Raw genomic sequence first — 25,119 nt, 5'->3', positions numbered from 1 at the left:
TTCGTATTTCTAAGTAATTCATAATTTTTAATTCATAATTTTTAATTGATAAAGAAATGGCTTATTCAGATAAAGTAATTGATCATTACAGCAACCCACGTAACGTAGGTACGCTGGATAAATCTAAAGCCAATGTTGGTACTGGCTTAGTTGGCGCCCCTGAGTGTGGCGACGTAATGCGTTTGCAAATTGAAGTAGACGAAAACCAGGTTATTACCGACGCTAAATTCAAAACCTTTGGTTGTGGTTCTGCCATTGCGTCATCTTCTTTAGCCACCGAATGGTTAAAAGGTAAATCTATTAATGCTGCTTTATCCATCGATAACATGGAAATTGTGGAAGAACTGGCCTTACCACCGGTAAAAATTCACTGCTCGGTATTAGCCGAAGATGCGATTAAAGCTGCTATTAACGACTACCGGGTGAAAAATGGCTTACCCGCTCTAGAAGAAGCGAAAGCGCATCACTAATAATAATTAGTAACCCATCTGGGTTATTTAACGCAAAAAGCAGACTAGCCCCTTACCGGAATTTGGTCTGCTTTTTGCAATTAATATTTTAAAGAAAGAAGCGGCAATTCTGACATAAATGTAGTTAGAAACAACTTCCTAAAATTGCAAAGCCATGATAACAGTATCAGATTTAGCCAAAGAAAAAGTAGAAAAGCTGAAAGCCGATGCCCAACTGACCGATAGTTTTCGTTTGCGGGCTTCAGTGGCTGGCGGTGGCTGCTCTGGCTTATCGTACAAACTCGACTTTGACGACGAAGTAAAACCAATGGACCAGGAGTTTGAAGACAAAGGCGTAAAGATAGTAGTAGATATGAAAAGCTTCCTGTACCTGGCCGGTACCGAACTTAATTTTTCAGATGGCCTAAACGGTAAAGGCTTTTACTTCGATAACCCGAATGCTTCGCGTACCTGCGGTTGCGGCGACAGCTTCTCGGTATAATTTCATTTAAATAGATAAACCTGTTTGTAGAACGGGTTTTAAAGCAATAAGCAAAGTGCTGGTTCCCTAAGAATTGGCGCTTTTTGTTTTAAAATATTCGGTTCTAAACCTCATAGTTTCATTTAACCAAACCTACCCCTTGCACCAAGGTTTGTGCCCTCACAAACCTTCGGAATAGCGTCAACATCCAATTTTCTTCCGGTTTGTGAGGGCACAAACCAAGGAGTGGAGGAACGAAGAAGCAAACCAGATTATTCTTTACAAAAAATTTTTCCCTATCAGAACAAACATAAAAAGCCGCTCTTGTTTAAGAGCGGCTTTACAATATTAAATATTACCTGGATATTAAAAAGTACAGAGCAAAGCAATATAATCTTTAACTCACCAAGGTCTGTGCCCTCACAGACCTTCAGTATAGCGGTAGCAATTGGTTTCCTTTCGGTTTGTGAGGGCACAAACCGAAGAGCAGTTATAGCTGATGAAAAAAAGGCGATTAAGCCTTTCAAGATGAATTTTACCAGCACCAGAACAATCATAAAAAAAGCCACTCTTTAAAATAAGAGCGGCTTTTTTTACGCGTTTGAGATCTTTAATTAATTATTAAAAGGTGCAAAGCGAGGCAATGTAATCTTTACTGCCATCGGTTACCCAAGCATCTAACTGCGCTGGATCTTTCATTTGCTGGCCGCGCAAACGTGGCACCGCAATATACCCGCACTGAATATCGGTTAAGCCCGACATATCACTCCAGAGTTTTTCGATTTGGGCTACCGGGTAAATATCTTCCTGGCCGTGTCCCCAGCGGTATTTAACATCTTTAATGGTAACGTAAGTCGGCATCCGGTGTGCTACTTTCCGAACAGCCTTCGCCAGCAATGCCGCATCGCCTTTTAAATCCTGGCGGGTAAGCCCGAATAATGCTAACAGCGGATCTACCTGAATCCAGGTGGTCATGGTGTTATAATAGCTTAGGTTCAGTTCGTCTTCTTCGCGAGGCTGCGCCAACCCTTCAAGTAAGCGTACGTGGCCGTTTACGCGGGCTAACCCGCCACCCCGGTCCTCAATGCGACGCGGTACCACTTCAAAAGTCAGTACATTGCCCGAGGCCAGGTGATGCCCCAAAGCAGCCGGGTTTATGTCGGCGCCTAAGGTATCAATATTATGCAGCATAATGGTTTCTACCTGCGGATTCTCATCAAGGAGTTTAGCTAAAGTACCGTTGCGCAGGAGGTTCGATACTTCGTACCAGTGGCCTAACGGTGAGAACCGTTGCGAGGCAATATTATCGACGTAATCGGTACCTTCGCCTTTACCTCTGGCCCAATTAATCATCGACTGCCGTACCGATTCCCGTACTTTTTGCTTGTTTTCGTCGAGGGTTTCTTGCGGCATTTCTTCCCACATAAAGCGTAAATCACGCTCCATCGGAACAAAGCGTTGCCCAATAGAACGGCCCGGCGACAAGTAAACTGGTCCATTGTACCCAAAATTATCCGTTTGGTTTAGCTTCCTTTCAATAGGCTTGTGCGTGAGGTAACTGGTAGCTACCAGGTGCGGAATAACGGCCTGATATTTTTCGCCTACCGTGCGGGTCTTAGCCAAGTGGATTTCCAGGAAGCTGCGATGCACGCCATCTATTTCTACAAACGGATTTAGGGCTTTAATTACCCCGGCCCCTTTGGTCCAGCGGCTACCTACCCCGGCGGCCAAACTTAATACCCCAACTTTGCCGGCTTTGATGGCTTCTTCGCCAATATTTGATTCGGCAGTTAATTCTTCCAGTTGCACCACATCGGTTGAGCGCACATCTTCAATGGTAGTTTCGGCGTGCAAACGGTTACGCGACAACCCAATACGGCCTTTCTGCAGCTCTTCGCGTATTTCTTCGTGCTGAATAAAATCAAAGCCGTTTTCTTTTTTAATGCGGTCCGATTTGTCGTTTTCGTCGCTGCGGTTGCTTTGCGAGGATGGGTCAGATACTTTAAATAAGTTGCTGACAATGGTTCGTAGCAGCGGATACGCCAAGTGGTGCTGCTCCGCTAAAGTCGTAAAATGGTCAATTTCGGCCCGGCGAATGTAAGAAATGGCATTAGGATCTTTGCGGACCAGTTCCGACACATGGATACCGTAATATTGCTCCGGCATTAGCGCTTCGGCGCCTTCGTGCAACGACGACCAGGTGCCGCGTTGGTTAATGCGCCAGTTGTACACCACTGGTTCCATGGCAAAAGGCAAAGCATCCGACAGCTCCGCTTTGGTAGTACGCAATAAATCCAGCACCCGCATTTTGTAATGCTCGTACTTTTCGGGGTTTACAAACATACCCATACCGCCGCCCGACATACCACCCAGCATCAGGAAGCCATAATAATCAGCGCCAAATTCTTTTTTAGCTTTGGCAATAATTTGTTCGGTAAAGTAAGTAGAAGCCCACGGAATTATGGTTTTAATGGGGTATTCCCAGTTGCGGGCCGTGTTAGCACCTAACTTCTGAATATCGCCTTCTTTTAAGGCCCCCAGAATATTATCGAATATTTGGTTCGTTTGCTGACGTGCTTCCCATTCTCTATCGCCGCGCAGCAGGTACTTTTCGGTTACCATTTCCAGGATTGGGCCTACGTTAGAGGCCATGCCTCCGTGCATCAATACCAGCGAGTTGGTAATTTTATCGGAGATGTCCGGGTGAATAGCTTCGCCTTGTAAAACCCGGTGACGGGGCAATAAAGTACCGCGGCTAATACCGGCTTCAGGATCACCTGCCTGGGCAAACGTACCCGTAATGGCTTTGATGCCCGGCCAAACCCCGCCAGAATCCTGCCAACCACCACCCGAACCGCCAATCCATTCGCCCAATATAGCGCGGGAAGCTACCAACCGACGCTCGCTTTCTTCCAGACCACCCACCAGGTTTTTGGTTTGGCCGGTTGCCCGCATGAGTAAGCTAATAATTGAACCTAATAAATTGGTAGAAACCGCAAAACGCGAACCCTTCGGAATATCGTTTACCTTGGTTACTACTTCAATGCCCATGCCAGGCGCCACCATCCGGGATAATATTTTCTCCAGCGATTGGTTAGTTCCTTCAAAGGACGGTGGGATTAAACCCGAAGCAATAACCCCGGCTTTTACCAAACTCAGGTAATCGTTACCGAAGTTAAATAAATCGGCCAGGTCATGAATATCTTTAGTCGTGTTCAGGTCGATGCTGGTGAGGCGGAGCACCGGTTCTTCGATAACCCGGATGTAGGTTTGCAGCGGCGGTTTAATTTCTTTGTCGCGACCAAATACACCCAAATCAATCGAAATATTAATAACCCGTGCGCCTTCCGGGTAATCCATGCCTAAAAAGAAAATATCAGACCAGCCGCTGTGCGTTAAGTCCATGCGCACGGATGTTTGCTCTTCCAGAACCGGGTAAAACAAACTGTTTTCGGCCCGTTGCAATAGTTTCGGGTGAATCTTGATAGGGTGCTCATCCTGGTGCCCTACCCGGAACATCCACTGGTTGCCTTTGCTGGACCGCACACTTTTGCGCACCTGGTCGGCCAGAATCTGGAACGACAAATGATGATAGCTATCAGCCAGGCCGCTAAACAAGGTAGCATTGGGACCGTGCAGTTTAACTTCCTGCAAAAATGTGGTAATCGCCTGCTCAAAACGCCGACCCAATAAATCTTCGAAACCAGCGTAAGGAATTTTGCCGGTAGCCGGTACATCTTTTGCTTCCATCAGGAAGAAGCGGTAACCGGAGTATAGGAACAGAATAGCCCGTACTTTCTCGTAAAGGTTAGGGGTATTTTTCCGAAAGTCATCCAACTCCTGCAGGGCCCGGAATAATTCTGCGGAAGAAAACGCCTGAGCCATTTGATGAAATGAGCGGTTTCTAACTTCCGGGTCTGGTGAAGTAATGGTATTTATAAAAATATTCATGAAGCCTTAATTCTTAAACATGCCAGCCCAGATACAGCTATTCTAATAACTATTCTGTTTTGCCGGCACTAAATATTTTTAGTTAAGTTGACGCAGATTAGCTTCGGCCAGCAATTCTACCAACGTGGTTAAGGTTTCGTCGTGGGCCTCACCGGCCAAACCCAACGCAATCTGGGCTTGCAGCATGCCTAACTTTTTGCTTAAATCGTAGCGGTTGCCTTTTACTTCCAGAGCCAGGTATTTATCGGTGGCAGCCAGTTCCTGCAAAGCCGGCGTTAACTGAATATTGGTTTCGCCGGTGTTCAGGTGTTTTTCCAGAATATCAAAAACGGCCGGCACTAAAACGTGCATCCCGAAGAAGCATAAATAATAGCCCATGCGCAAGCCAGGAGTTTGCAACTCCAGTTCGGCTACGCTCAGCGACGGCTTTTCAATTATTTTATCTATCTGGTAAACGCCGGGTTGGTTGGGCAAGTGCTTACCGGTTAAAGTACCGTAGCGGCTTATCTGGTGCTCGACTGTCGGGTTTACCGCCGATACCGAACAATTTTCCTGCAAGGCTATTTCTATTAACTGAGCTGCACAACGTTTTTCGCGTAGGTTCGAAACGTATAAATAATCGCCGAGCAACAGCAAAAACGGTTCGTTGTTTACGAAATTACGGGCGCAGTAAACCGCTTGTCCGTAGCCCAATGCTTCGGTTTGTTCTACAAACTGGATGCGGCTGGTTAAATGGTCAATTTTTTCGGCTTCTTCGCGGGCCCATTGTACGCCTTTATAAGATTTCAGCAAATTATTCCGGAGCGAAGTAAAAGCCTCCTGGTAACGAGATCCATCGCCGGGCGCACAAACCACACAAATTTCTTCGATGCCACTGGCAAATGCTTCTTCACAAATAATCTGGATAGCCGGTTTGTGCAAACCATCAATATCAATTACGGGCAACATGGCTTTCTGAACCGTATCGGCTACCGGGTAAAGTCTTTCGCCCCGGGCCGCAGCCGTAATTACTGCTTTTTTTATTCTCATAATAAATGAATAGGGTACAATATTAACAGCGCAAATTTACAGAATATTTAAATAACCTAATATTATACCGGTATATATATTGTTAAACTTACAAGCTAAAAACTAGTTTCCTTACCTATTTTTTAACCCCAATAATCCTAATTAAAGGAATTTGCAGGAAGCAAAGAGCAGGCAATAAAAAAGCCACTTACCAGTTTTACCTTGTAAGTGGCTGATTTTAAAGTGGGCCCACTTGGAATCGAACCAAGCACCTACTGATTATGAGTCAGTTGCTCTAACCGAATGAGCTATAGGCCCGTCAAAAAGAATTTTGGTTCTCTTTGATTTTGGAGGTGCAATTCTACATATTTGCACCGCATTTTCCAAACAATTATTTAACCTTTTTAGAATAAATTTGAATTGTATGCTACCAGACGGCATTAAAAATATTATTTTCGACTTAGGCGGTGTTATTATTAATATCAAATTTCAGTTATCGTTGGATGCTTTTCAGAAACTGAGTAAAAGCGGCAAGGTGCTGGAATTTACACAAAAACAGCAATCGGCTTTGTTCGATGCCTACGAAACCGGCCGTATTTCTGATGCTGAATTTCGGGCCGGCCTCCGGGAACATTATGAAATAGAAGCTACTGATGAAGAAATAGATGCCGCCTGGAACGCGCTGCTGCTGGATATTCCGGCCGAACGCATTGAGTTGTTACAAGCGTTAGGCAAAAAATACCGGCTGTTTTTGCTCAGCAATACCAATGCTATTCATTTGGTAAAATTCACCCAAATTGTAGCTGATAACTTTACCATTCCGAGCCTCGACTCCTTGTTCGAGAAAACGTATTATTCGCACCTGATAGGGCAACGTAAGCCCGATGCCATCGTATTTGAGCAGATATTGGCCCAGAATAATTTACAGGCAGGCGAAACACTTTTTGTCGACGACAGCATACAACACATTGAGGGGGCGAAAACCGTAGGGTTACACACGTTATTTCTGGCGCCTCCCCTTACCATAAACGAGGCTTTTAAAGATGCTTTATAAAAAAGCAAAGGGGTACGCCCTGCATATATTTTTATTTTTACTCACTTTATTCACTACCACCATTGCCGGAGCCGAATGGCTTTACGGGCGGCCTATTTATGGCTATGCGCCCGATAGCGAGTTGGTGCAATGGATGGACTGGCAGCACGCAAAAGGCGGTTTATTATTTTCTTTACCGTTTTTATTTGTTCTGACTTGCCATGAGTTTGGGCATTATTTTACAGCGCGGTATTACAAAATTCGGGTAACGCTGCCTTACTACATTCCTATGTGGCTGGGGTTTACCTCTACCATTGGTACCATGGGTGCCTTTATCCGGATTAAAGACCGAATATTTTCGAAGAAAGAGTTTTTTGATGTGGGTATTGCGGGCCCGCTGGCTGGGTTTGTGGTAGCTTTGCCTTTGCTGTACTACGGTTTTACCCATTTACCTGAGCCCGAATATATTTTTCAGATTCACCCGGCTTACGAGCAATATGGCTTAAACTATCCGCAGTACGTGTATAAAAACACCTTGGGCACCATTACGTTAGGCGATAATTTATTATTTCTGTTTTTTGAAAACTATGTGGCCGATGCCCGACTGTTACCAAATAAGTACGAGTTAATTCATTACCCGCTGCTGTTTGCCGGCTATTTATCTTTATTTTTCACAGCGCTGAATTTATTACCTATCGGGCAACTCGATGGGGGGCATATTTTGTACGGTTTAATTGGGTACCGCAATTTTAACCGGTTGTCGCCGGTGCTGTTTTTCGTATTTATTCTTTACGCCGGCTTAGGAATATTATCGCCTGATACGCCCATGGAAACAGCCCAATGGGCTTACCCAACTTATGCAATTTACCTATTCCTGGTATTTCAGCGCACCGTACCGCATATAAAATATGCCTTTATGCTAATAGCTGTAACAATGGCGATCCAGTTTGGTTTGGCCTGGTTATTTCCCGATTTAAACGGTTATCCGGGCTGGCTTTTGTTCGGGCTGATTTTGTCGCGGTTTTTAGGAATATTTCACCCGCCGGCTCCCGACGAACGGCCCCTCTCAACGGGGCGGAAAGTTTTAGGTTGTGTAGCGCTGCTGGTTTTTATTTTGTGCTTCTCGCCTACCCCTTTGGTAATAAAATAAGGTTTATGCCCATACATAAATTTTAAGCCAATATATAAACGGGAGCGCCTAAGCTAAACCTTATCCTACTTTATTGGAATAGCTAATCCTCTTTAAACAAGAGAATTAGCTATTCCAATGTGTTTGAAAGCGGGAAGATTAAATTATAGAATACTTTTCCTGACTTTTGGGCAGCCAATATAATTGCCCTTTCTTTAAGCATTATAGGCCAAAATACCACCGGTTAAGTTGCGGACATTCTTAAAACCTTGCTGTTCCAGGAAAGCTTTGGCCGAAGCTGAACGCGCACCAGAACGGCAATGCACAATTACTTCCTGCTCTTTGTAATCTTCTAAATCATCTAAACGGGTTGGCAGGGCACCCAACGGAATATTGATGGCGCCAATATTTTGTTCGGCGTACTCGTAAGGTTCGCGTACATCAATTACCACTAAATCCGGTTCCTGGGCCATCCGTTCTTTTAATTCGGCGGGCGTTATATCTTGGGCCATTAGTTTTAAAACTAGTTAGTTAAAATTATTTTTTTAGTGATGGCAATATTTTTTTGAGTAAAGCGCAGTAAATAAAGTCCTTTAGACAAATTATTCAGATTTAACTGATTGCCAGCCTCAGCTTTGGTTTTACAAAAAATTACTTTACCCGCTACATCGGTCAGGCAAACTTGCTGGTAATTACCGGCTATGTTAATTAATCCCGTGCTGGGGTTCGGGAATATATTTAAAGCTTTTTCTGGGTCGGGCTGCTGAATGGGCTCTTCGGGTTCTTCGGGGCTGGATAATACATTGCCCATCACGGGGCGCATGAGCAAAGCCCCTTTTTCATCGGTAAAACTAAGCCAGCCGCCACCATTGTTATGATATATTTGGCCCAAGGCTTCTTCGTTTAAATCAAATCCTATATTCACAAAATCGGGCACTGACGAGGTTAAGCTATAGCCAATATAGAATTGGTTTCTAACGGCTACCGGCGTAGGAAAAGTAATTTCGTAAAACCGGTTTAAAGAATCGATGGGCGGTATGGTAAACGTTTTTTGGGTAGCCGAAGCACCGGCCGGGCTGCCATTTTCATCGGTCCAGATCCGAAAATTTATAACCGTGCCGGGCACATTGGTTTTGGTTAAGTAAACCCGAATGGCGGTTACGTTATCGGGCATATTTAAATCGAAGCGGTAAGCTAATTGCCGGGAGCCAAAATTATTCAGTGAGAAATTGGTTTCGGCGGTACCATCGTCGTAAGCAAAATAATCGCCCAGCACCGTAATCCGCGACACAGTATCGTTTTGCCGGAGGCGGGCATTTGTTTCGCGGGTACTTAAAAAGAGTGAATGTTTTATTTCGAGGAAATTACCGGCATTGCTAATTGCAGTTGCGTTTGGTTTACCGTTAATTAAATATTGCTGCACCAATGGTTCAATAGCCGCATTACCCCGCAAAAAAGTATCGGCGGGCGTTACCGGATTTATGCCTTTTACATAGCCCCGCCAGGCAATAGGCGCAAACAGGTTATTAAAATTATTAATTCGGGTAAAAGCCGAGTCGTTAGTTTCGGCTTGGGGCTGCGCGAAAAAATGCGGTGCCGGCATGGCGGTATACCTTTTTAGCAACGAATTAAGGTTCTGGCTAATGGCTACATCGCGCAAATCAGGAGCCGACGCCCGCCGGTTTCTATCCAGGTAAATATAATCCAGGTTCCAGGTATCGCCGGTTCCCCGCTGCAGGCCAGAACTCCGGAAACGAAACTGAAAGCCCTGGTGAAAATAACTGGCATTCGTAATGGGCAATATTACGCGGGCAAAATTGGTGCGCAAGTTTGCCCCGGGCTGCCGCCAGACTTGTTGCCAATTACCGGTGCGGTCTTTAAATTCCAGTTCCAGAAAAGAAGGCTGACTTTCGGAATTGATTTCCGGGAAGCCGCCCAAGCCGCCAGCCTGCCAGTAAAAACTGATGTAAACCGAATCGGTGGGGTTTAAATTATTTAAGCGGATAGGTTTGGACGTAAGGGTATCGGTGTAGCCGTAGGTAGCAGTGGGGCTGTATGGCCGGCCGGCCGCATCAACGCCTTCAAAAGTAGCTACATGCACCGAGGGCGGATTTACCCCAAACTGGTTATTAACGTGAACACCCCCGCCCTTTTGCCAATAACCAGCACTAGGTACGCCGGTATAAGCGGCAAAATCATCGAAAAAAGGCAAGCTTACCGTATCGCCTTCGGCATTCGTGCGGGCGTGGCGGGTAAGCGAAGTTTTGGCCGATTGCGTAACCGGATAAGATTCTAAAGGCGTAATAACCTGCCCCCAACTATTCAAAACAAAACCCAGCGAGCAGAAGAGCCCTATCAGAAACTTTGGCATCTTACGTATGATAGAATTTGGCAATAGGCAAAAATATTCAGTAATATGTTTACGGAAAATTTAACTAAATATTGCTAAACAGATTCATTTTCGGTAGCATCCATAAATTACTGCTCTTGCTATAAAATAAATTATTCAATGGCCGGCGCCGGATTGGCACCAACTACCCAAATATCTACCAATTCACCTACCCGTATTTTGGCACCTGGCGTAGATATAGGCCGTTGGCGAACCACGGTACCTTCAGGTTCGCCGTTAGGGGCAGCAATATATTGAACGGCTCCCATTTGCAAACCGGCACCAACCAGCAACGTAGTAGCTTCGTCGGCAGGCATGCCTACCACATTCGGCACCTGAAACTCGGCATTACCCAAGCCATCGCCTACTACTAAGTCTACAGATGAACCTTTCGGGATGAGATCACCCGCTGCTATTTCCTTACCTTTTAACAGTTGTTTTAACACTGCGTTCTGGGCTAAATCCGGCACAAATTCTATTTTACCCACCTGCAAATCAGAAGTTTTCAGAATCATTTGGGCATTTTTCAAGGAAAGATCAACCAGCTTGGGCATTTTAATCATGGGCGCAGTTTTCATGTTATAGGTGATATAAATCTTGCGATCTTCTTTCACCTTAGCGCCCGGCTGCGGATCTTGTTTGGTAACGGTAAACGGCTCTTTGGTTGAACTGTAGCTGGAGTCGCTTACATAATATTGCAGCGAATGCTCCGCCAAAAAATCTTCAATTTCGTTCAGCTTCATGCCTTCTACTTTGGGTACCGTTATGGTTTCGCCGTGGTTGGTAGTAGACGGCAGGTAAACAAAGAAGAAGAAAAACAACATTAAAGCTACAATAATAATAATAACGGCTATGTGCTTGATAACGTCGCCTAAAGAATCTGCTTTAAAAAACACTGTTTATTTGGTTTTAATTTTAAATTAAAGTCTGTGGCCCCTAACCTGCCGCAACCTGTTACTGGTTACATCAGCTAAACGTTAGGTAAGGCTTTGTTTATATTAGAAACAAAAGTACTAATATCTACATTCTTTCTTTTGTTATGCGAAAAAAATCCTGTAAACCATTTTAATATATATTTTGCCAGTTGCCAATAAATGGCAGAAAGGTTGGCAGCTTGCTCCAAATTATTTTACCAGGAGATTTATATACTTAAGCCTTGGGATTGAAAGCTTCTTTTCGCAAAATATTATACATTTGCCCAGCTTCACGTAAAAGCTAATTCCACCTGTTCTAAAAAATATAAGAAATACTATGAAGACAGTAGACCAGTATAATTTTGCCGGCAAACGTGCCCTGATTCGGGTAGATTTTAACGTGCCCCTAAACGATCAATACGAAATTACCGACGATACCCGCATCCGGGCCGCCGTACCTACTATTCAGAAAATATTAAACGATGGCGGCGCGGTTATTTTAATGTCGCACCTGGGCCGGCCCAAAAATGGCCCCACCGAAAAATATTCGTTGCGGCACCTGGTTCCGCACCTTTCCCGGGCTTTTAATACCGACGTAAAATTTGCTCCGGATTGTATTGGGCCCGAAGCTTACGAATTAGCCCAAAGCCTGCAACCCGGCCAGATTTTATTATTAGAAAACCTGCGTTTTTATCCCGAAGAAGAAAAAGGCGACGTAGCTTTCGCGGAAAAATTAAGCAAACTGGGCGATGTATACGTGAACGATGCCTTTGGTACCGCTCACCGCGCCCACGCCTCTACCGCCGTTATTGCCCAGTTCTTCCCGCAAGATAAAATGACCGGCTACGTGATGCAGGCCGAACTGGAAAATGCCAAGCGGGTGCTGGACAATGTAGAACGGCCTTACACCGCCATAATGGGCGGTGCTAAAATATCCGACAAAATATTAATTATTGAGCGCCTGCTGGATAAAGTTGATAACCTGATTATTGGCGGTGGCATGTCTTATACCTTCTCGAAGGCTGAAGGCGGCGAAATTGGTAATTCTTTGCTGGAAGCCGATAAAACGGACTTAGCATTGGAGCTGATAAACAAGGCCCGGGAAAAAGGAGTTAATCTTTATTTGCCCGAAGATTCGATTATTGCCAATGCTTTCAGCAACGATGCCGATACCGATATTAAACACAACCACCACATACCCGCTACCTGGATGGGCCTGGATATTGGACCCGAAGCCCGCGAACAATTTGCCGAGGTCATCCGGAATTCGCGTACTATTCTCTGGAATGGCCCCATGGGCGTATTTGAAATGTCGAATTTCTCGCTGGGTACCCAAACCGTTGCCGAAGCCGTGGTAGAAGCGACCCGCAACGGCGCTTTCTCGTTAATTGGCGGCGGCGACTCAGCGGCGGCAGTTAACCAGTTTGGCTACGGCAACGATGTTTCTTACGTATCTACGGGTGGTGGCGCTTTGCTGGAATATATGGAAGGTAAAACCCTGCCGGGTGTAGCGGCTTTAGAAACGGTTTATTAGTTTAATAAAGAAGAACTCTGAATATTAGAAAATCCCCGACTTATTCAGTTGGGGATTTTTGTTTATTAGGTTTTAATGTAAAAGGGCTGAGTTTGTCTTTTGAAAGAATTCATCTTTCAATGCGGAGGTGCTAACTAAATATAGAAGCCTAAGTTTGCTCTTGGCCGCGAGGCCCCGTTTGGTCATTCGGGCTGCTCATCTTTCCTTTCCTCCTACGTCGGAATGCTGCGCACCGGAAACCTGAAAGGCCTCATCGCCCAAACTGACGTAGTTTGCTTCGTAGCTACGGCCTTTCTGTTTTATTTAAATTTTGGCTGTTTTACTTACTGATGTTACGCAATAATTTGGGAAAGATAAACTTTTGGTATCTTGAGCCCACTCGTGTTATTCAGGAGGAAACTATTTGGCTGCCTGCTACATAGTTTCTTCCTGAATGACAAGATTGGATGACTTGAACTTTTATTTCTTTTGCTTTTGCGTAAAAGCAGTCACTCAGAAATTCTTAAAGAAGTAGACTCTAGTAGCTTATTGCTTCACCTTATCAAAAAAAAAGAATAAATATTAAACTGCGCTACTTAACCCATTTTAATTTACCATCGGCTTCGTACTGCACCTGTCCTACTTCCAGTAACTGGCTGATTACGTCCGAAATATAATTCGTGTCTTTGGTATTAAGTTGTTGGGCGAGTTCGTTTGGGTGCAAATTGGTTTCGTTTAGGAATATTTGTATTTGCTGGCGCAACTGTTCCCGAATAGTTTGCGCGCGTTTCGCTTTGCGCTGCTGCAAACAATAATCGCAGATGCGGCACGCCTCATCCGAAATCTCTCCGAAATATTCGAGCAACAGTTGGGTGCGGCATTTATTCTGGGTAAAAGCGTACCGAATAACCGCTTCCATTTTATCCTGGGCATTTTTCCGGAGAGTATTGTACCGTTTAGTATTAATAGGTAAATCAGCGGCATCGTAGCGCTGGGTGGTAAAAACTACCTGGGGTTTATCGCGCAGCGGTTCGTAAATCAGAATACCCCGCTGGTGCAAATACAACAGGATTTTTTTAATGTTAGGGATATTGGTTTGCAGCTTTTCGGCCAGGGCTTTTTCCGATATTTTTACAAACATGGTGTACACGTTGCCGCCGTAAATGCGCAAAATCATTTTTAGCAAAGGATCATGCTCCGGGTTAGCTACCTGAAATTTATATAACTCTTCGTGCGCAGTGGTAATTAATATTTTAGATGGCGAAAAATAAGCATCGTTCAGTTGCAGAAAACCTTCGGTTTGTAGTTTTTGCAAAGCATAATGCGCCTCCAGGGCTCTTAGTTTATAAGTTCGGGTAAAATCTTCCAGATCAAAATCGAACGACTGAAAGGCTCCACTCCCTACGGCTAACTGGTAATAATTGGCCAAACATTGATAAACCTTTCGTAAAATTTCGATGGGTGGATTAGCTTCTGCCACTTTGTTCCGCAATATTTCTGCATCGTTGGGTCCCCGCAAAAGCGTAGCATAAGCATATTTTTCGTCGCGCCCGGCCCGGCCAGCTTCCTGGTAATAAGCTTCAAGCGATTCAGGCATATCTAAATGCACCACCAGCCGCACATCGGGTTTATCAATACCCATTCCAAAGGCATTGGTGGCTACCATAACAGTAATTTTACCTTGTAACCACTCGGTTTGTACCCGGTGGCGCTCCTGGTGCGTTAAGCCAGCGTGGTAAGCCGCGGCCGAAATCCGGTATTGACTCAAATATTTGGCTATTTCTACCGTAAGCCGACGCGTACCCGCGTAAACAATAGCTGTGCCCGGCACGCCCTCTAAAATGCTGCGCAAACGGCCGGGTTTATCTTCAGTTTCGAGGCAAGAATAAGATAAATTAGCGCGGGCAAAACTTTTCTGGAAAACCTGGCCGTTCCGGAACTGTAATTTCTCCTGAATATCAGTTTTTACCTCGGCGGTAGCGGTAGCTGTAAGCGCAATAACGGGCACATTCGGCAATAATTCCCGTAGCTCGGCAATTTGCAGGTAAGGCGGCCGGAACTCGTAACCCCAAGCTGAAATACAATGGGCTTCGTCTACGGCAATCAGGCTCACCTTCATGCGAGTTACCCGCTCCCGGAAAATATCAGTCAGCAGGCGCTCCGGCGACAAATACAGAAACTTAACGTTGCCGTAAACGCAATTATCCAAGGCAATGTCTATTTCGCGCTTGTGCAAACCCGAATGAATAGCTATAGCCGGAATTTCGCGCCGCTGCAGTTGGGCTACCTGGTCTTTCATGAGGGCTACCAACGGCGAAATAACCAAACACAGCCCATCTTTAGCCAAAGCCGGCACCTGAAAACAAATAGATTTTCCGCCCCCGGTAGGCAGCAAGGCCAACGTATCATGCCCCGCCAGCACCGAATTAACAATATCTTCCTGTAAAGGCCGGAATTTATCGTACCCCCAATATTTATTTAATATTTCTCTTACTGCCAACACCATTCACTTAAAACAAAAAGCGAAGTTACGTGAATGGCCGGAATAGTAAGAACCCGCTTAACGCTAAAAATAATTACCGCTAGCGTACTTTCCTGAAATGATAAGCTAAACCAATGGCGCTAAAAACATTAACCAAATAACAGGATATAAAAACAAAAAACCCGGTTCGTTAAGAACCGGGTTTTGCAGGAGACTATTTTTATTGTATATATTTTTTAAGCAGCGGCAGATTGCTCTTCGCGCTCTTCAATTACTTTTCTAAGCTTGGCAATAGCTTGTATAGCCCGCTCTTCGTCTAGTTTATTAATATTCAGGAGCATTTTAGTTTTCTCCTGACGGGTAATTACCGGGTTGTTTAACAACCTGATAATTTCTTCTTTTTGCTTAGCCGAGGCATATTTTACACCATTAGATACCGCTGGTTCAGCTACTACCGTTTGCGGCGCATCTTCCGGAACAGCCTTAATAGCTGGTTTAGCCGCTGCCGCTACCGGCTGCTGTTCAACCTTAACTTCGGGCGTATTGCCGTTATAGTCCATTTCTTCGGCCGGCGTAGGCTCGTAACCCGCCGCCCGAATAATCCAGGCCAGAATATTGCGGTAAGCTTTACCAATTGCCCGGGTTTGCGCCATAGATGCTATCGCAAATTCCTGGTAAAATTTCTTGCCTTGTTCTTTATTCGAGCAGATAGCAAAGCCAGCGCCTACTACTTGTTCGGTACGCAGGTTTAATAGGTTAACCTTGGCCTGGTACTTCAACTCGGTATCGGTGCTCACGTTTATCACGTGCTCAACTACCGGCAGAATACCCAAACGAGAACCTGCGTATTGCCAGCCTTCTACGTTTACATACTCTTTGCCCTGTATATTCTGATACAGTTTGTTCTCTTTAATGAACTTAGCCAGATCTATTGCCAGGTGCATGGTCTCGTCAGACTTCGCAATATCGTAGCTCTCGATTTTGTTCTTCTTAACCAATTTGTTATCCATATTTTCCTGATTCATCTCTTTTTATCTTATATAGTATTTAAACGTAATATACTAAATATAAGTGCAAAATAAGAGTACTTTTTTATAAATTATTCACACTGATAATCAACAACTTATCTATTATATTCTATTCTTATAAAAATAATTTCTCTTTGTTTACTTAATAAATTTCGAATTGCTAAAATATTTAGTTTTAAGCTGTTTCTTATATATTTATACGAAACAGAATAAAATAAGACAACAGATAAAATGATAAAGAGGAGCGGTTAGTTATAATAACCGATACATTATATTATGTTCAGGTTTTAGATATTTAGAATATTTGCTCCTGGCCTTGGGGCTTTCCCTCAAAATTATATTGCCCTAAGTGGAAACTACTTGCGGTGAGCACTCAATAAGGTGAGATTAAAGCCTAAGTAACCCACTCGTGTCATTTAGGAGGAAACTATGTAGCAGGCAGCCAAATAGTTTCCTCCTGAATGACACGAGTGGGCATCGTAGCCTTATATAAAGTATATAGGCAAATTAACTTTTAACTAAGAATAATTCCGTCCTTCATTACCAGCTTGCGGTCGGCCATATTAGCGAGCTGCTCGTTGTGGGTAATAATTACAAAAGTTTGGTTTAGCTGTTGGCGGAGGCGGAAAAATATTTCGTGTAATTCCTGGGCGTTAGCCGAATCGAGGTTGCCGCTGGGCTCATCGGCAAATATTATTTCGGGGGAGTTAATTAAAGCGCGGGCCACGGCCGTACGTTGTTGCTCGCCGCCCGACATTTCGGAAGGTTTGTGGTCGAGGCGATGGCCCAGGTTCAGCATTTTAAGCAAATCGGCTGCCCGTTTTTTAACCTCATCTTCGGGGTTATTCGCTAAAAAACCCGGCAAACATACGTTTTCCAAAGCGGTAAACTCGGGCAATAAATTATGAAACTGAAATATAAAACCAATATGCTGGTTCCGGAAACGGGCCAGTTGATTGCCATTAAAAGCATTTACAAGCTGTCCGCTAAAGCGCACCTCTCCTTGGTCAGCATTGTCTAAAGTACCTAAAATATGCAACAACGTGCTTTTCCCGGCTCCGGAAGCCCCCACAATAGAAACAACTTCTCCTTGCTGAATGGTAAGATCGATGCCTTTTAATACTTGCAACGATCCGTAGGCTTTGTGTATGTTGGTAGCTTGTAGCAATGTTCTTAATTTAATATTTGGGCAAATTTACAATATTGCCGCTATTCTTTTTTAAAACCTTGTTGGGCAATCTTAATACGAACCTGCCGAAATAAGTTTAGCTAAATAAATAGCAAATAAAAATATTAACTCAGCCCTTGCGTAATATCCATTTTCCGAAACTTTTTAAATATGGGTAATGGCTTCAAAAAACTTCTTAAAAACTGCTAAGTTGTTAAGCTTAAATTAATTGGTAAAGCCAGAAAAAGAAAAAGAGCCTGTGCAGGCTCTTTTTAAATCTTTGGTGTTAATTATCAGTAGGAATATAAAATTTATTTGTCGGTTAATTGCGGCTTTTGTAATAACTTCTGAAACACAGTTACCATGTTTTCAGCGGCTTGCTGCCAATCTAATGGTTCTGATTCTGTTTCAGCCACAGCTAATTCCGGCGTAGCAGCGGTTTGGGCAGTTGGTTCAGCAATAGTAGGTTCGTTAGTTGCCGTTACCACTGTCTCTTCTTCTTCTTTTTCTTCGGCCGTAAACGGTTCATCTAAGCGGTACAAACTCCGGATTTTTGAAGCCGGAATATCGTAACGGGTTTCAATAGCGTTTACCAGGCTTTCGGATTGGGCAATAATTAAATCGGCTTTTTCCAGAGCTTGTTTCTCTATTTCGTAAGCCCAGCCTTTGCTATCGGGGCCACCCCGCTCTTCGCAAAGCGATTGTACGTGTACTACCAATAATTTACCGCTCACCAGTTTCAGTTCTATCCCGGCCAGGTAAGTCATCCAGTCGTAAGCATAAATAACATCGTAATGTTTTTGCGATGCCAAACGGGTGGCATAACGGGCAAAATGAATTACCTGTGTATTATAATCTAACTGCGTAAAATCAGTCTGCCCGAAAATATTCAACGTTTCAACTGGTTCGGTTGGCACAGCATCCGTGCGTTCACCGGCTAATTCTCCTACCGCTTCCGCTTCACCTGGTTGTTCGTAAGCCGGCGTAACAAGTTCTTCCTGCCCGGTATAGGTTGGCGCGCCGTACGGCTTTATTTCGGGCTGCGGCACCGCCTGATGCCCAAATACCTGGTAATCTGGTTTAGAAACAGCAACCGGGGTTTCCTGCAGGTTAATATTGTTTAATCCGGTTAGTTCTACGTTGCTTAAAACGTATTGCGGATCCGCTTTTGGCAAAATAAGCGATAAATTAACTTGTGCGGCTAATTCCTTAGCCAGTTCATAACAAGCAACACCCGAGTCGCCGGCCACCAAAGGCGGAAATTCCCAACCTAATAGTAGTACATCTAACTTTTTCATATAATTTATTTAAATAGATTCTGCTTTCCGGACGAATTTAAAATATTAATATTCTTGTATATTAGACAAAAATAATATTACCTTGGGTGAGGGGTTATTATTTTCTTTTATTTTGCGCTTTTATTGCCGTATCAAAACTACTGTACAAGTATTAATTTTAAAAGCTGATTCAAAAAGAATTAAGCTTTTTAGTTAATTACCCGTATACTATTTTGTTTTTCAAATTTAGTGATAAAATTGATACAACAATAAAAAAATTTTAAATATTTACGTATTTAGCTAAATATTTTCTTTTGATATAGGCAAAACACCTGAATATTTATTCAGTTTTGGTTTTTATTAAGATTTTTTTCAACAGTACCAGCTAATTATGCGAGATCCGATACAAGAAACTAATTACATGCTGAATGACCTGGTGAACAGAAAAGAAAATCTATTCCCAGGTAAAATTATAGATTACCAGCAAGAAGAAAATAAGTTTCATTTCTATACCAATACCGATGTTATTTTGTTTGTACAGGTATTAAACCCTAAGATAATCCGTTTCCGGTACGCTGCTGATGGCAATTTTCCACCGGATTTTTCTTATGCCCGCGATCCTGATTTTACGCCCGAACTGCCTTTGCTGGAGTTTATTGCCCACCCCGATTTTTTCCAACTTTCCACCGACCAGGTGGTGTGCCTTATTCAGAAAGAAGGCATGCATATCCGGATATTAGACAAAGCCGGCAATACCATTATGGACGATGAAAAAGGTTACCATTGGGAGTACGACCTGCATACCGGCAATAATATTGTAAAAATGAGCAAGTGGGTGCAGAGTGGCGAGCATTATTACGGCTTAGGCGATAAATCTTGTAATATGAATTTACGGGGACGCCGGCTGCAAAACTGGAGTAGCGATACCTATGGTTATAGCCGCAACTCCGACCCGCTGTACAAAAATGTGCCTTTTTATATTGGCCTGCACCAGAAAATTGCTTACGGAATATTCTTTGACAACACCTTCCGGACGTATTTTGATTTTGCCCACGAGCGTTCTAATGTAACCAGTTTTTGGGCCCACGGCGAAGAAATGAATTATTATTTTATTTACGGGCCAAGCTTAATAGAAGTATCAGAACAATACGCTTTTTTAACCGGTCGCCCCGAAATGCCGCCGCTTTGGGCTTTAGGCTACCAGCAATGCAAGTGGAGCTATTACCCAGAACAAACTTTTAAAGCCATTGCCAGCGGTTTCCGGGAACGCCAAATTCCCTGCGATGCCCTTTACCTCGATATTGACTACATGGATGGTTTCCGGTGTTTTACCTGGAACAAAGAATATTTCCCGGACCCGCAACGCATGATTCGTGAATTGGCGGCCGATGGTTTTAAAACAGTAATAATTATTGACCCAGGCATTAAAATAGATAAAAACTATTGGATATACCAGGAAGGATGTGCGCAGGATTATTTTTGTCGACGCAGCGACGGCCCATTTATGAAGGGTTCGGTATGGCCCGGCTTATGCCATTTCCCGGATTATACCCACCCCGAGGTGCGCGACTGGTGGGCCAATTTGTTTAAAGAACTGATTACCGTTGACGGTGTTAGAGGCGTGTGGAACGATATGAACGAACCAGCGGTATTTGAGCAAGGCACTTTCCCCGACGATGTACGGTTTAACTACGACGGCCAACCTTGCAGCCACCGCAAAGCTCATAATATTTACGGTATGCAAATGGCCCGCGCCACTTACCAGGGTGTTAAAAAATTCTGTTACCCTAACCGGCCACTGGTAATTACTCGTTCGGCTTTCTCGGGTACGCAACGCTTTTCGGCTACCTGGACCGGCGATAACGTAGCTTCCTGGGATCATCTTTGGATGGCTAATATTCAGTGCCAACGCCTCAGTATTTCGGGAATGTCGTTTGTTGGCTCCGATATTGGCGGATTTATCGAAACTCCAACCGGCGAACTCTACATCCGCTGGCTACAATTAGGCATTTTTCACCCTTTTTGCCGCACCCACTCTTCCGGCGACCACGGCGATCAGGAACCCTGGTCTTTTGGCGAGGAATATACCCAACTGGCCAAAAAATTTATAGAACTGCGTTACCAGTTGCTGCCCTATATTTATACTGCTTTCTGGCAACACATTACGTATGGCACGCCCATGTTACGGCCCCTGCCTTTCTTAAACCAGGACGATACCGAATCATATCACCGCATGGCTGAATTTGGCTTAGGCGATAATTTACTGATTTGCCCGATAACCCAACCCGAAGTAGATGGCCGCTGGCTGTACGTACCCAGTGGCACGTGGTATTATTACTGGGACGATGCCGAAGTGGTGGGCGGAAAAGAAGTTTGGGCCAACGCAAAACTCGATCGCATTCCGCTTTACGTGCGGGCCGGTGCTGTACTGCCGTTTTACCCGGTAATGCAATACGTAGGCGAAATAGAAATTACCCAACTTACCTTACACGTTTATTTTGTTCAGGGTAGTGTGTCCAGTGTTTTATACGAAGATGCCGGCGATGGCTATGATTACGAAAAAGGTATTTGCTCCGAGAAAATATTTCTGGTAACTGGCAGCAATACAGGTTTATCTATTTCGCAGGAAGTAAAAGGAAGTTATGCGCCTATCTACACTACATACAATATTGTGTTACATGGTTTACCTTTCGTGCTTAAAACCGTTGAAGTAGATGGCGTACTGATAACCCCAGAACCAAATCCGGAATCTGCAGCAGAAACAGAACAGCGGGAAAATAAATTACCCGAAATACTGGTAAGCAAAGATTTTGAACAAATAAATATTCAAGGCATTATTCCGGAGTCAGCTGAACCTGATGCGCTCATAAATCCGGAATAAATAAAACCGCAATAAATAAAAAAGGTGGAGTTGCAGCTCCACCTTTTTTGTCCCTGAAAATTATATTATTAAGCGTTGCGGTTATTGGCATTTAAATCGGTAAAAGCTTCTTTTAACCGCGCAATAAATACTTTTTCGCCTTCGCGCAGCCAAACCCGTGGGTCGTAATATTTTTTATTAGGAGAATCTTCGCCTTCGGGGTTACCAATCTGGTCTTGCAAAAAGTCTTTTTTGGCTTCGTAGTAATTTTTAATACCTTCCCAGAAAGCCCACTGCATGTCGGTATCAATATTCATTTTAACGGCGCCGTATTCAATGGCTTCGGTAATTTTGTGTTTTTCAGAACCAGAACCACCGTGGAATACAAAGTTTACGGAGTTAGGATTGGTGCCAAATTTCTCCTGAATATATTCCTGCGAATTTTTCAGAATTTCGGGACGCAGCTCTACGTTACCTGGTTTATAAACGCCGTGCACGTTGCCAAAAGCCGCCGCAATGGTAAAGCGCTTGCTAATTTTGCTTAACACTTCGTAGGCATAAGCTACTTCTTCGGGTTGGGTATATAAATGCGCGCTGTCTACATCTGAGTTATCTACGCCATCTTCTTCACCACCGGTTACACCCAGTTCAATTTCTACGGTCATGCCTAGTTTATCCATCCGCTCCAGGTACCGGGCGCAAGTTTCTACGTTCTCGTTCAGCGGCTCTTCCGATAAATCCAGCATGTGCGAGCTGAACAACGGTTTTCCGTGCTCGGCAAAATATTTTTCGCCGGCATCCAGCAAACCATCTATCCAGGGCAATAATTTTTTAGCAGCGTGGTCGGTGTGCAAAATTACCGGTACACCGTAGGCTTCGGCCATTAAATGTACGTGCTGGGCGCCCGAGATAGCACCGGCAATAGCGGCTTTCTGCTGGTCGTTAGCTAAACCTTTACCGGCAAAAAACTGAGCACCGCCGTGCGAAAACTGAATAATTACTGGTGAATTTACAGCTCTGGCAGTTTCCAGAACGGCATTTACCGAGTTAGTACCGATTACGTTTACAGCCGGCAGGGCAAAATTATTCTCGTTCGCGTAGTTAAATAGTTCTGTTACTTCGTCCCCGAATAATACCCCGGGCCGGAATTTGGTGGTCACTTCACTCATTTTTCTAATTATTAGGAATTACTATTTAATTATAATTAATAAAACAGATCGGGTGTTTTATTTTAAAGTTTCAATACTAAACCTATTTTATTTAAATTAAAAGCAAAACCGTAAAATTCATTATGTTAGGAGTTCAGAAAGCGTAAACTTTTACGATACCTTTAAGAATTGCTGGTAATTTTAGTTAAGTGCTGCAAGTAAATGGCTTTGGCTTCTTCTAATTTTTGTATAATCTCTTGCCGTTGCCGACGGATATTATTTACTAAACTACTCCGGCGATAAAATAGCGCTACAAATTTGAGATAACTACGCGTTAGCCGCAAGCGGTAACTGTAATGCAAAGAAAGCAACCCGCTTATGGGCAGCGACACCGCAAAAAGTAAACAAGCGCCTATATTATTGTGCCAGCTATAAAAAGCCCATATTAATAAAGCATAATAAATAGGGAAGGTAAAAATGCCAGTCGTCATCATAATGGGTGCCCGAAACTCTTCTTCCCTGGTAATAACTGTGGCCATTTTATCGGGTATATAATAAGGTATGTAGTTGGTAAGCAAACCCCAGCAGAAAACCGGCAACCCTAACAACAAAAACAGCATAGCCGGCACACTTTTCCGGCGAAGGCCCGTATTTTCCAGCGTATTATTCAGAAATATATCCTGCAGGCCCAGCTTTTTTAAACTAAGAGCATACTGGTGAATTTTTTTGCTAATATTTCTGACACGCTCCGGCTCATGCTGGTTAAAATAACGGATACTCTCGGCAATGGCTTTGGTTAACACAAACTGGTCTTCCTGCTCCTGGCTTAAATTAAATTCGGCAGCTAAATTGGTATTATAAATAGCGCTAATGCGGGCTACCAGCTCATCTTCTTCCGGCGAATCTACGGTTACCAATAAATCTTCGAGTTGATGGCGCAAATAATCTGTTAGCTGCTGCACTGTATTTATTGGATCTTGCTGGTAAGCCTGGGCATAAGCAGCTACCCGAATGGGTTCTCCTATATTAATAAATAAATCGCTTCTGAACCGCGTAGGTTCGGAGTAGTTAAGCCCAACTGGTAACAGCAGCACTTCGCTGCCGTTGGGTTCCTGCGCCAGTGTACCCAAAGCTATGCGGGCAGTTCCGGTTTTTAAGGGCCGCAAGCACCGTTCGTTGTAACTATTGCCTTCCGGAAAAATTAAGAGCGTACCCCGCTGGTTTAAAAACCGGAAACATTGTTCAAAAGTCTGGTTGTTATTGCCAGATGATGCCACTCCATCTTCCCGCCGGTAAACAGGAATCAGGTTCATGCGCTGAAGCAGCCATTTATAAAACGGCGTACTAAACAAGGTGCTTTTAGCTAAAAAATTAACTTCTGGTTTAATAACTGCCGCAATGGCAATTGGGTCCATAAAAGTATTGGGGTGGTTGGCAGCAATGAGCAAAGGCCCATTAACCGGAATAAGACTTTTATTACTAACTACTATCCGGCGAAAGAAAATACGCAGGGCTATTTTAAAGATGATCTTGAGAAAAGCGTAAAACATGCCGCGAAGAAACTAAATCAGATTAGGCTATTCTCCTAAATATAAAGTTAAGCCGGCATATATCCGCATCATGTATGGGTTTTATGCATAACGATTACAACTTACGCTTTTCAGGTATTTCCTCCCGATACTACTCATATATATAATAAATAAAAACTCAAACTGATAAACTTTGCCCAATATTTTAGAATACTTATACATTTTAAGAGCCATATTTTAATTATTTGCCAATATTTTCAAAAACACACCTCCAATTTCAACCATATCTTCCCTAACACTTAAACAACTTTAATATCTTCCTTTAAAAATTTTACACTATTTACCTTAAAATCATTTTAATTTTAATTTACCCTTTAAATATTAAGGCATATCTCTTGAAAATTCATAAATTTTTCTGATATGGCATATTTTTTTAGGCATTTTTAAACACATTAATATATATTTGATAAAATTTACATTAATAAACAACCAAAAAAACAAAAGCATGAAAGAAAAACTATCTATCGTCCCTTTCACAACGCTGCTCCTGGTTAGCATCCTTGGAGTGGTATTTTCAGGTATACCTGGCACAATTTCTACCGAAGGCATTATTGCGGGCGATGTAGCCTGGATGTTGGCTGCCTCTGCCCTGGTATTACTCATGACGCCCGGCCTGGCTTTGTTCTACGGCGGGATGGTGAATGCCAAGAACGTTATTTCGACCATGCTCCAAAGCTTTATTTGCATGGGCATTATTAGT

17 protein-coding genes, 1 tRNA gene and 1 pseudogene are annotated in these 25,119 nt (G+C 43.6%); 7 read left to right on the top strand and 12 right to left on the bottom strand.

The window, feature by feature from the left end; translation table 11 throughout:
* Window positions 1-56 precede the first annotated feature (56 nt).
* Window positions 57-470: a Fe-S cluster assembly scaffold IscU gene (gene iscU / locus F0145_RS04355; RefSeq protein WP_150087076.1), complete on the top strand. Its 414-nt coding sequence runs from the start codon at window positions 57-59 to the stop codon at window positions 468-470.
* A 154-nt stretch (window positions 471-624) separates the two neighbouring features.
* Window positions 625-951 (top strand): HesB/IscA family protein, encoded by a 327-nt coding sequence (locus F0145_RS04350; protein WP_150087075.1) that lies wholly within the window; start codon window positions 625-627, stop codon window positions 949-951.
* A 600-nt stretch (window positions 952-1,551) separates the two neighbouring features.
* Here F0145_RS04350 and F0145_RS04345 read toward each other — a convergent pair.
* The 3 genes from F0145_RS04345 to F0145_RS04335 all read right to left on the bottom strand — a co-directional run bounded on the left by F0145_RS04345 (window position 1,552) and on the right by F0145_RS04335 (window position 6,207).
* Window positions 1,552-4,881: a UTP--glucose-1-phosphate uridylyltransferase gene (locus tag F0145_RS04345; protein ID WP_150087074.1), complete on the bottom strand. Its 3,330-nt coding sequence runs from the start codon at window positions 4,879-4,881 to the stop codon at window positions 1,552-1,554.
* A gap of 78 nt (window positions 4,882-4,959) precedes the next feature.
* Window positions 4,960-5,910 carry a UTP--glucose-1-phosphate uridylyltransferase gene (locus F0145_RS04340; RefSeq protein ID WP_150087073.1) on the bottom strand — a complete coding sequence of 317 codons (951 nt, stop codon included), beginning with the start codon at window positions 5,908-5,910 and terminating at the stop codon, window positions 4,960-4,962.
* Window positions 5,911-6,133: 223 nt separating this feature from the next.
* Window positions 6,134-6,207: transfer RNA gene (locus tag F0145_RS04335), tRNA-Ile, on the bottom strand.
* A 106-nt stretch (window positions 6,208-6,313) separates the two neighbouring features.
* On the opposite strand from F0145_RS04335, the gene F0145_RS04330 reads away from it, so the two are divergent.
* Window positions 6,314-6,943 carry an HAD family hydrolase gene (locus F0145_RS04330; RefSeq protein ID WP_150087072.1) on the top strand — a complete coding sequence of 210 codons (630 nt, stop codon included), beginning with the start codon at window positions 6,314-6,316 and terminating at the stop codon, window positions 6,941-6,943.
* Window positions 6,933-8,072: a site-2 protease family protein gene (locus tag F0145_RS04325; RefSeq protein WP_150087071.1), complete on the top strand. Its 1,140-nt coding sequence runs from the start codon at window positions 6,933-6,935 to the stop codon at window positions 8,070-8,072. The genes F0145_RS04330 and F0145_RS04325 overlap by 11 nt, the downstream gene beginning before the upstream one ends.
* A gap of 194 nt (window positions 8,073-8,266) precedes the next feature.
* On the opposite strand, the gene F0145_RS04320 is transcribed toward F0145_RS04325, so the two are convergent.
* The 3 genes from F0145_RS04320 to F0145_RS04310 form a co-directional block, all read right to left on the bottom strand.
* Complete coding sequence (locus F0145_RS04320) at window positions 8,267-8,563, bottom strand: rhodanese-like domain-containing protein (protein ID WP_150087070.1); 297 nt, start codon at window positions 8,561-8,563, stop codon at window positions 8,267-8,269.
* Window positions 8,564-8,574: 11 nt separating this feature from the next.
* Window positions 8,575-10,422 (bottom strand): T9SS type A sorting domain-containing protein, encoded by a 1,848-nt coding sequence (locus F0145_RS04315; protein ID WP_150087069.1) that lies wholly within the window; start codon window positions 10,420-10,422, stop codon window positions 8,575-8,577.
* Window positions 10,423-10,553: 131 nt separating this feature from the next.
* Window positions 10,554-11,336, bottom strand: coding sequence for a PASTA domain-containing protein (locus F0145_RS04310; protein ID WP_223815809.1), 783 nt, complete (start codon window positions 11,334-11,336; stop codon window positions 10,554-10,556).
* Between the two features lie 355 nt (window positions 11,337-11,691).
* Here F0145_RS04310 and F0145_RS04305 point away from each other — a divergent pair, with 355 nt between their 5' ends.
* Window positions 11,692-12,888 carry a phosphoglycerate kinase gene (locus F0145_RS04305; RefSeq protein WP_150087068.1) on the top strand — a complete coding sequence of 399 codons (1,197 nt, stop codon included), beginning with the start codon at window positions 11,692-11,694 and terminating at the stop codon, window positions 12,886-12,888.
* A gap of 571 nt (window positions 12,889-13,459) precedes the next feature.
* Here F0145_RS04305 and F0145_RS04300 read toward each other — a convergent pair.
* The 4 genes from F0145_RS04300 to F0145_RS04285 form a co-directional block, all read right to left on the bottom strand.
* A complete protein-coding gene (locus F0145_RS04300; protein WP_150087067.1) occupies window positions 13,460-15,373 on the bottom strand; it encodes a RecQ family ATP-dependent DNA helicase in 1,914 nt (637 codons plus the stop codon).
* 212 nt (window positions 15,374-15,585) lie between these two features.
* A complete protein-coding gene (locus F0145_RS04295) occupies window positions 15,586-16,374 on the bottom strand; it encodes a hypothetical protein (protein ID WP_150087066.1) in 789 nt (262 codons plus the stop codon).
* 517 nt (window positions 16,375-16,891) lie between these two features.
* The gene (locus tag F0145_RS04290) at window positions 16,892-17,545 is read right to left on the bottom strand and encodes an ABC transporter ATP-binding protein (protein ID WP_150087065.1); all 654 of its coding nucleotides are present in this window, start codon (window positions 17,543-17,545) and stop codon (window positions 16,892-16,894) included.
* Between the two features lie 311 nt (window positions 17,546-17,856).
* Window positions 17,857-18,843 carry a glycosyltransferase gene (locus F0145_RS04285; protein WP_150087064.1) on the bottom strand — a complete coding sequence of 329 codons (987 nt, stop codon included), beginning with the start codon at window positions 18,841-18,843 and terminating at the stop codon, window positions 17,857-17,859.
* Window positions 18,844-19,213: 370 nt separating this feature from the next.
* On the opposite strand from F0145_RS04285, the gene F0145_RS04280 reads away from it, so the two are divergent.
* Window positions 19,214-21,703, top strand: a complete 2,490-nt coding sequence (locus tag F0145_RS04280; protein WP_223815807.1) for a glycoside hydrolase family 31 protein — start codon at window positions 19,214-19,216, stop codon at window positions 21,701-21,703.
* Window positions 21,704-21,771: 68 nt separating this feature from the next.
* Here the strand turns inward: F0145_RS04280 and fbaA are convergent, their stop codons facing one another.
* On the bottom strand, window positions 21,772-22,851 hold the full coding sequence (fbaA, locus tag F0145_RS04275) for a class II fructose-bisphosphate aldolase (protein ID WP_150087063.1): 1,080 nt from the start codon (window positions 22,849-22,851) through the stop codon (window positions 21,772-21,774).
* A 161-nt stretch (window positions 22,852-23,012) separates the two neighbouring features.
* Window positions 23,013-24,380 (bottom strand): lysophospholipid acyltransferase family protein, encoded by a 1,368-nt coding sequence (locus F0145_RS04270; protein ID WP_150087062.1) that lies wholly within the window; start codon window positions 24,378-24,380, stop codon window positions 23,013-23,015.
* Window positions 24,381-24,864: 484 nt separating this feature from the next.
* On the opposite strand from F0145_RS04270, the pseudogene F0145_RS04265 reads away from it, so the two are divergent.
* A pseudogene (locus F0145_RS04265) lies at window positions 24,865-25,119 on the top strand (ammonium transporter); the annotation flags it as partial.

This window comes from Adhaeribacter rhizoryzae (assembly GCF_008629685.1).
GTDB lineage: Bacteria > Bacteroidota > Bacteroidia > Cytophagales > Hymenobacteraceae > Adhaeribacter > Adhaeribacter rhizoryzae.
The sequence above is the reverse complement of the archived record's forward strand: the minus strand, read 5'-3'. Positions and strand labels throughout refer to the sequence as shown.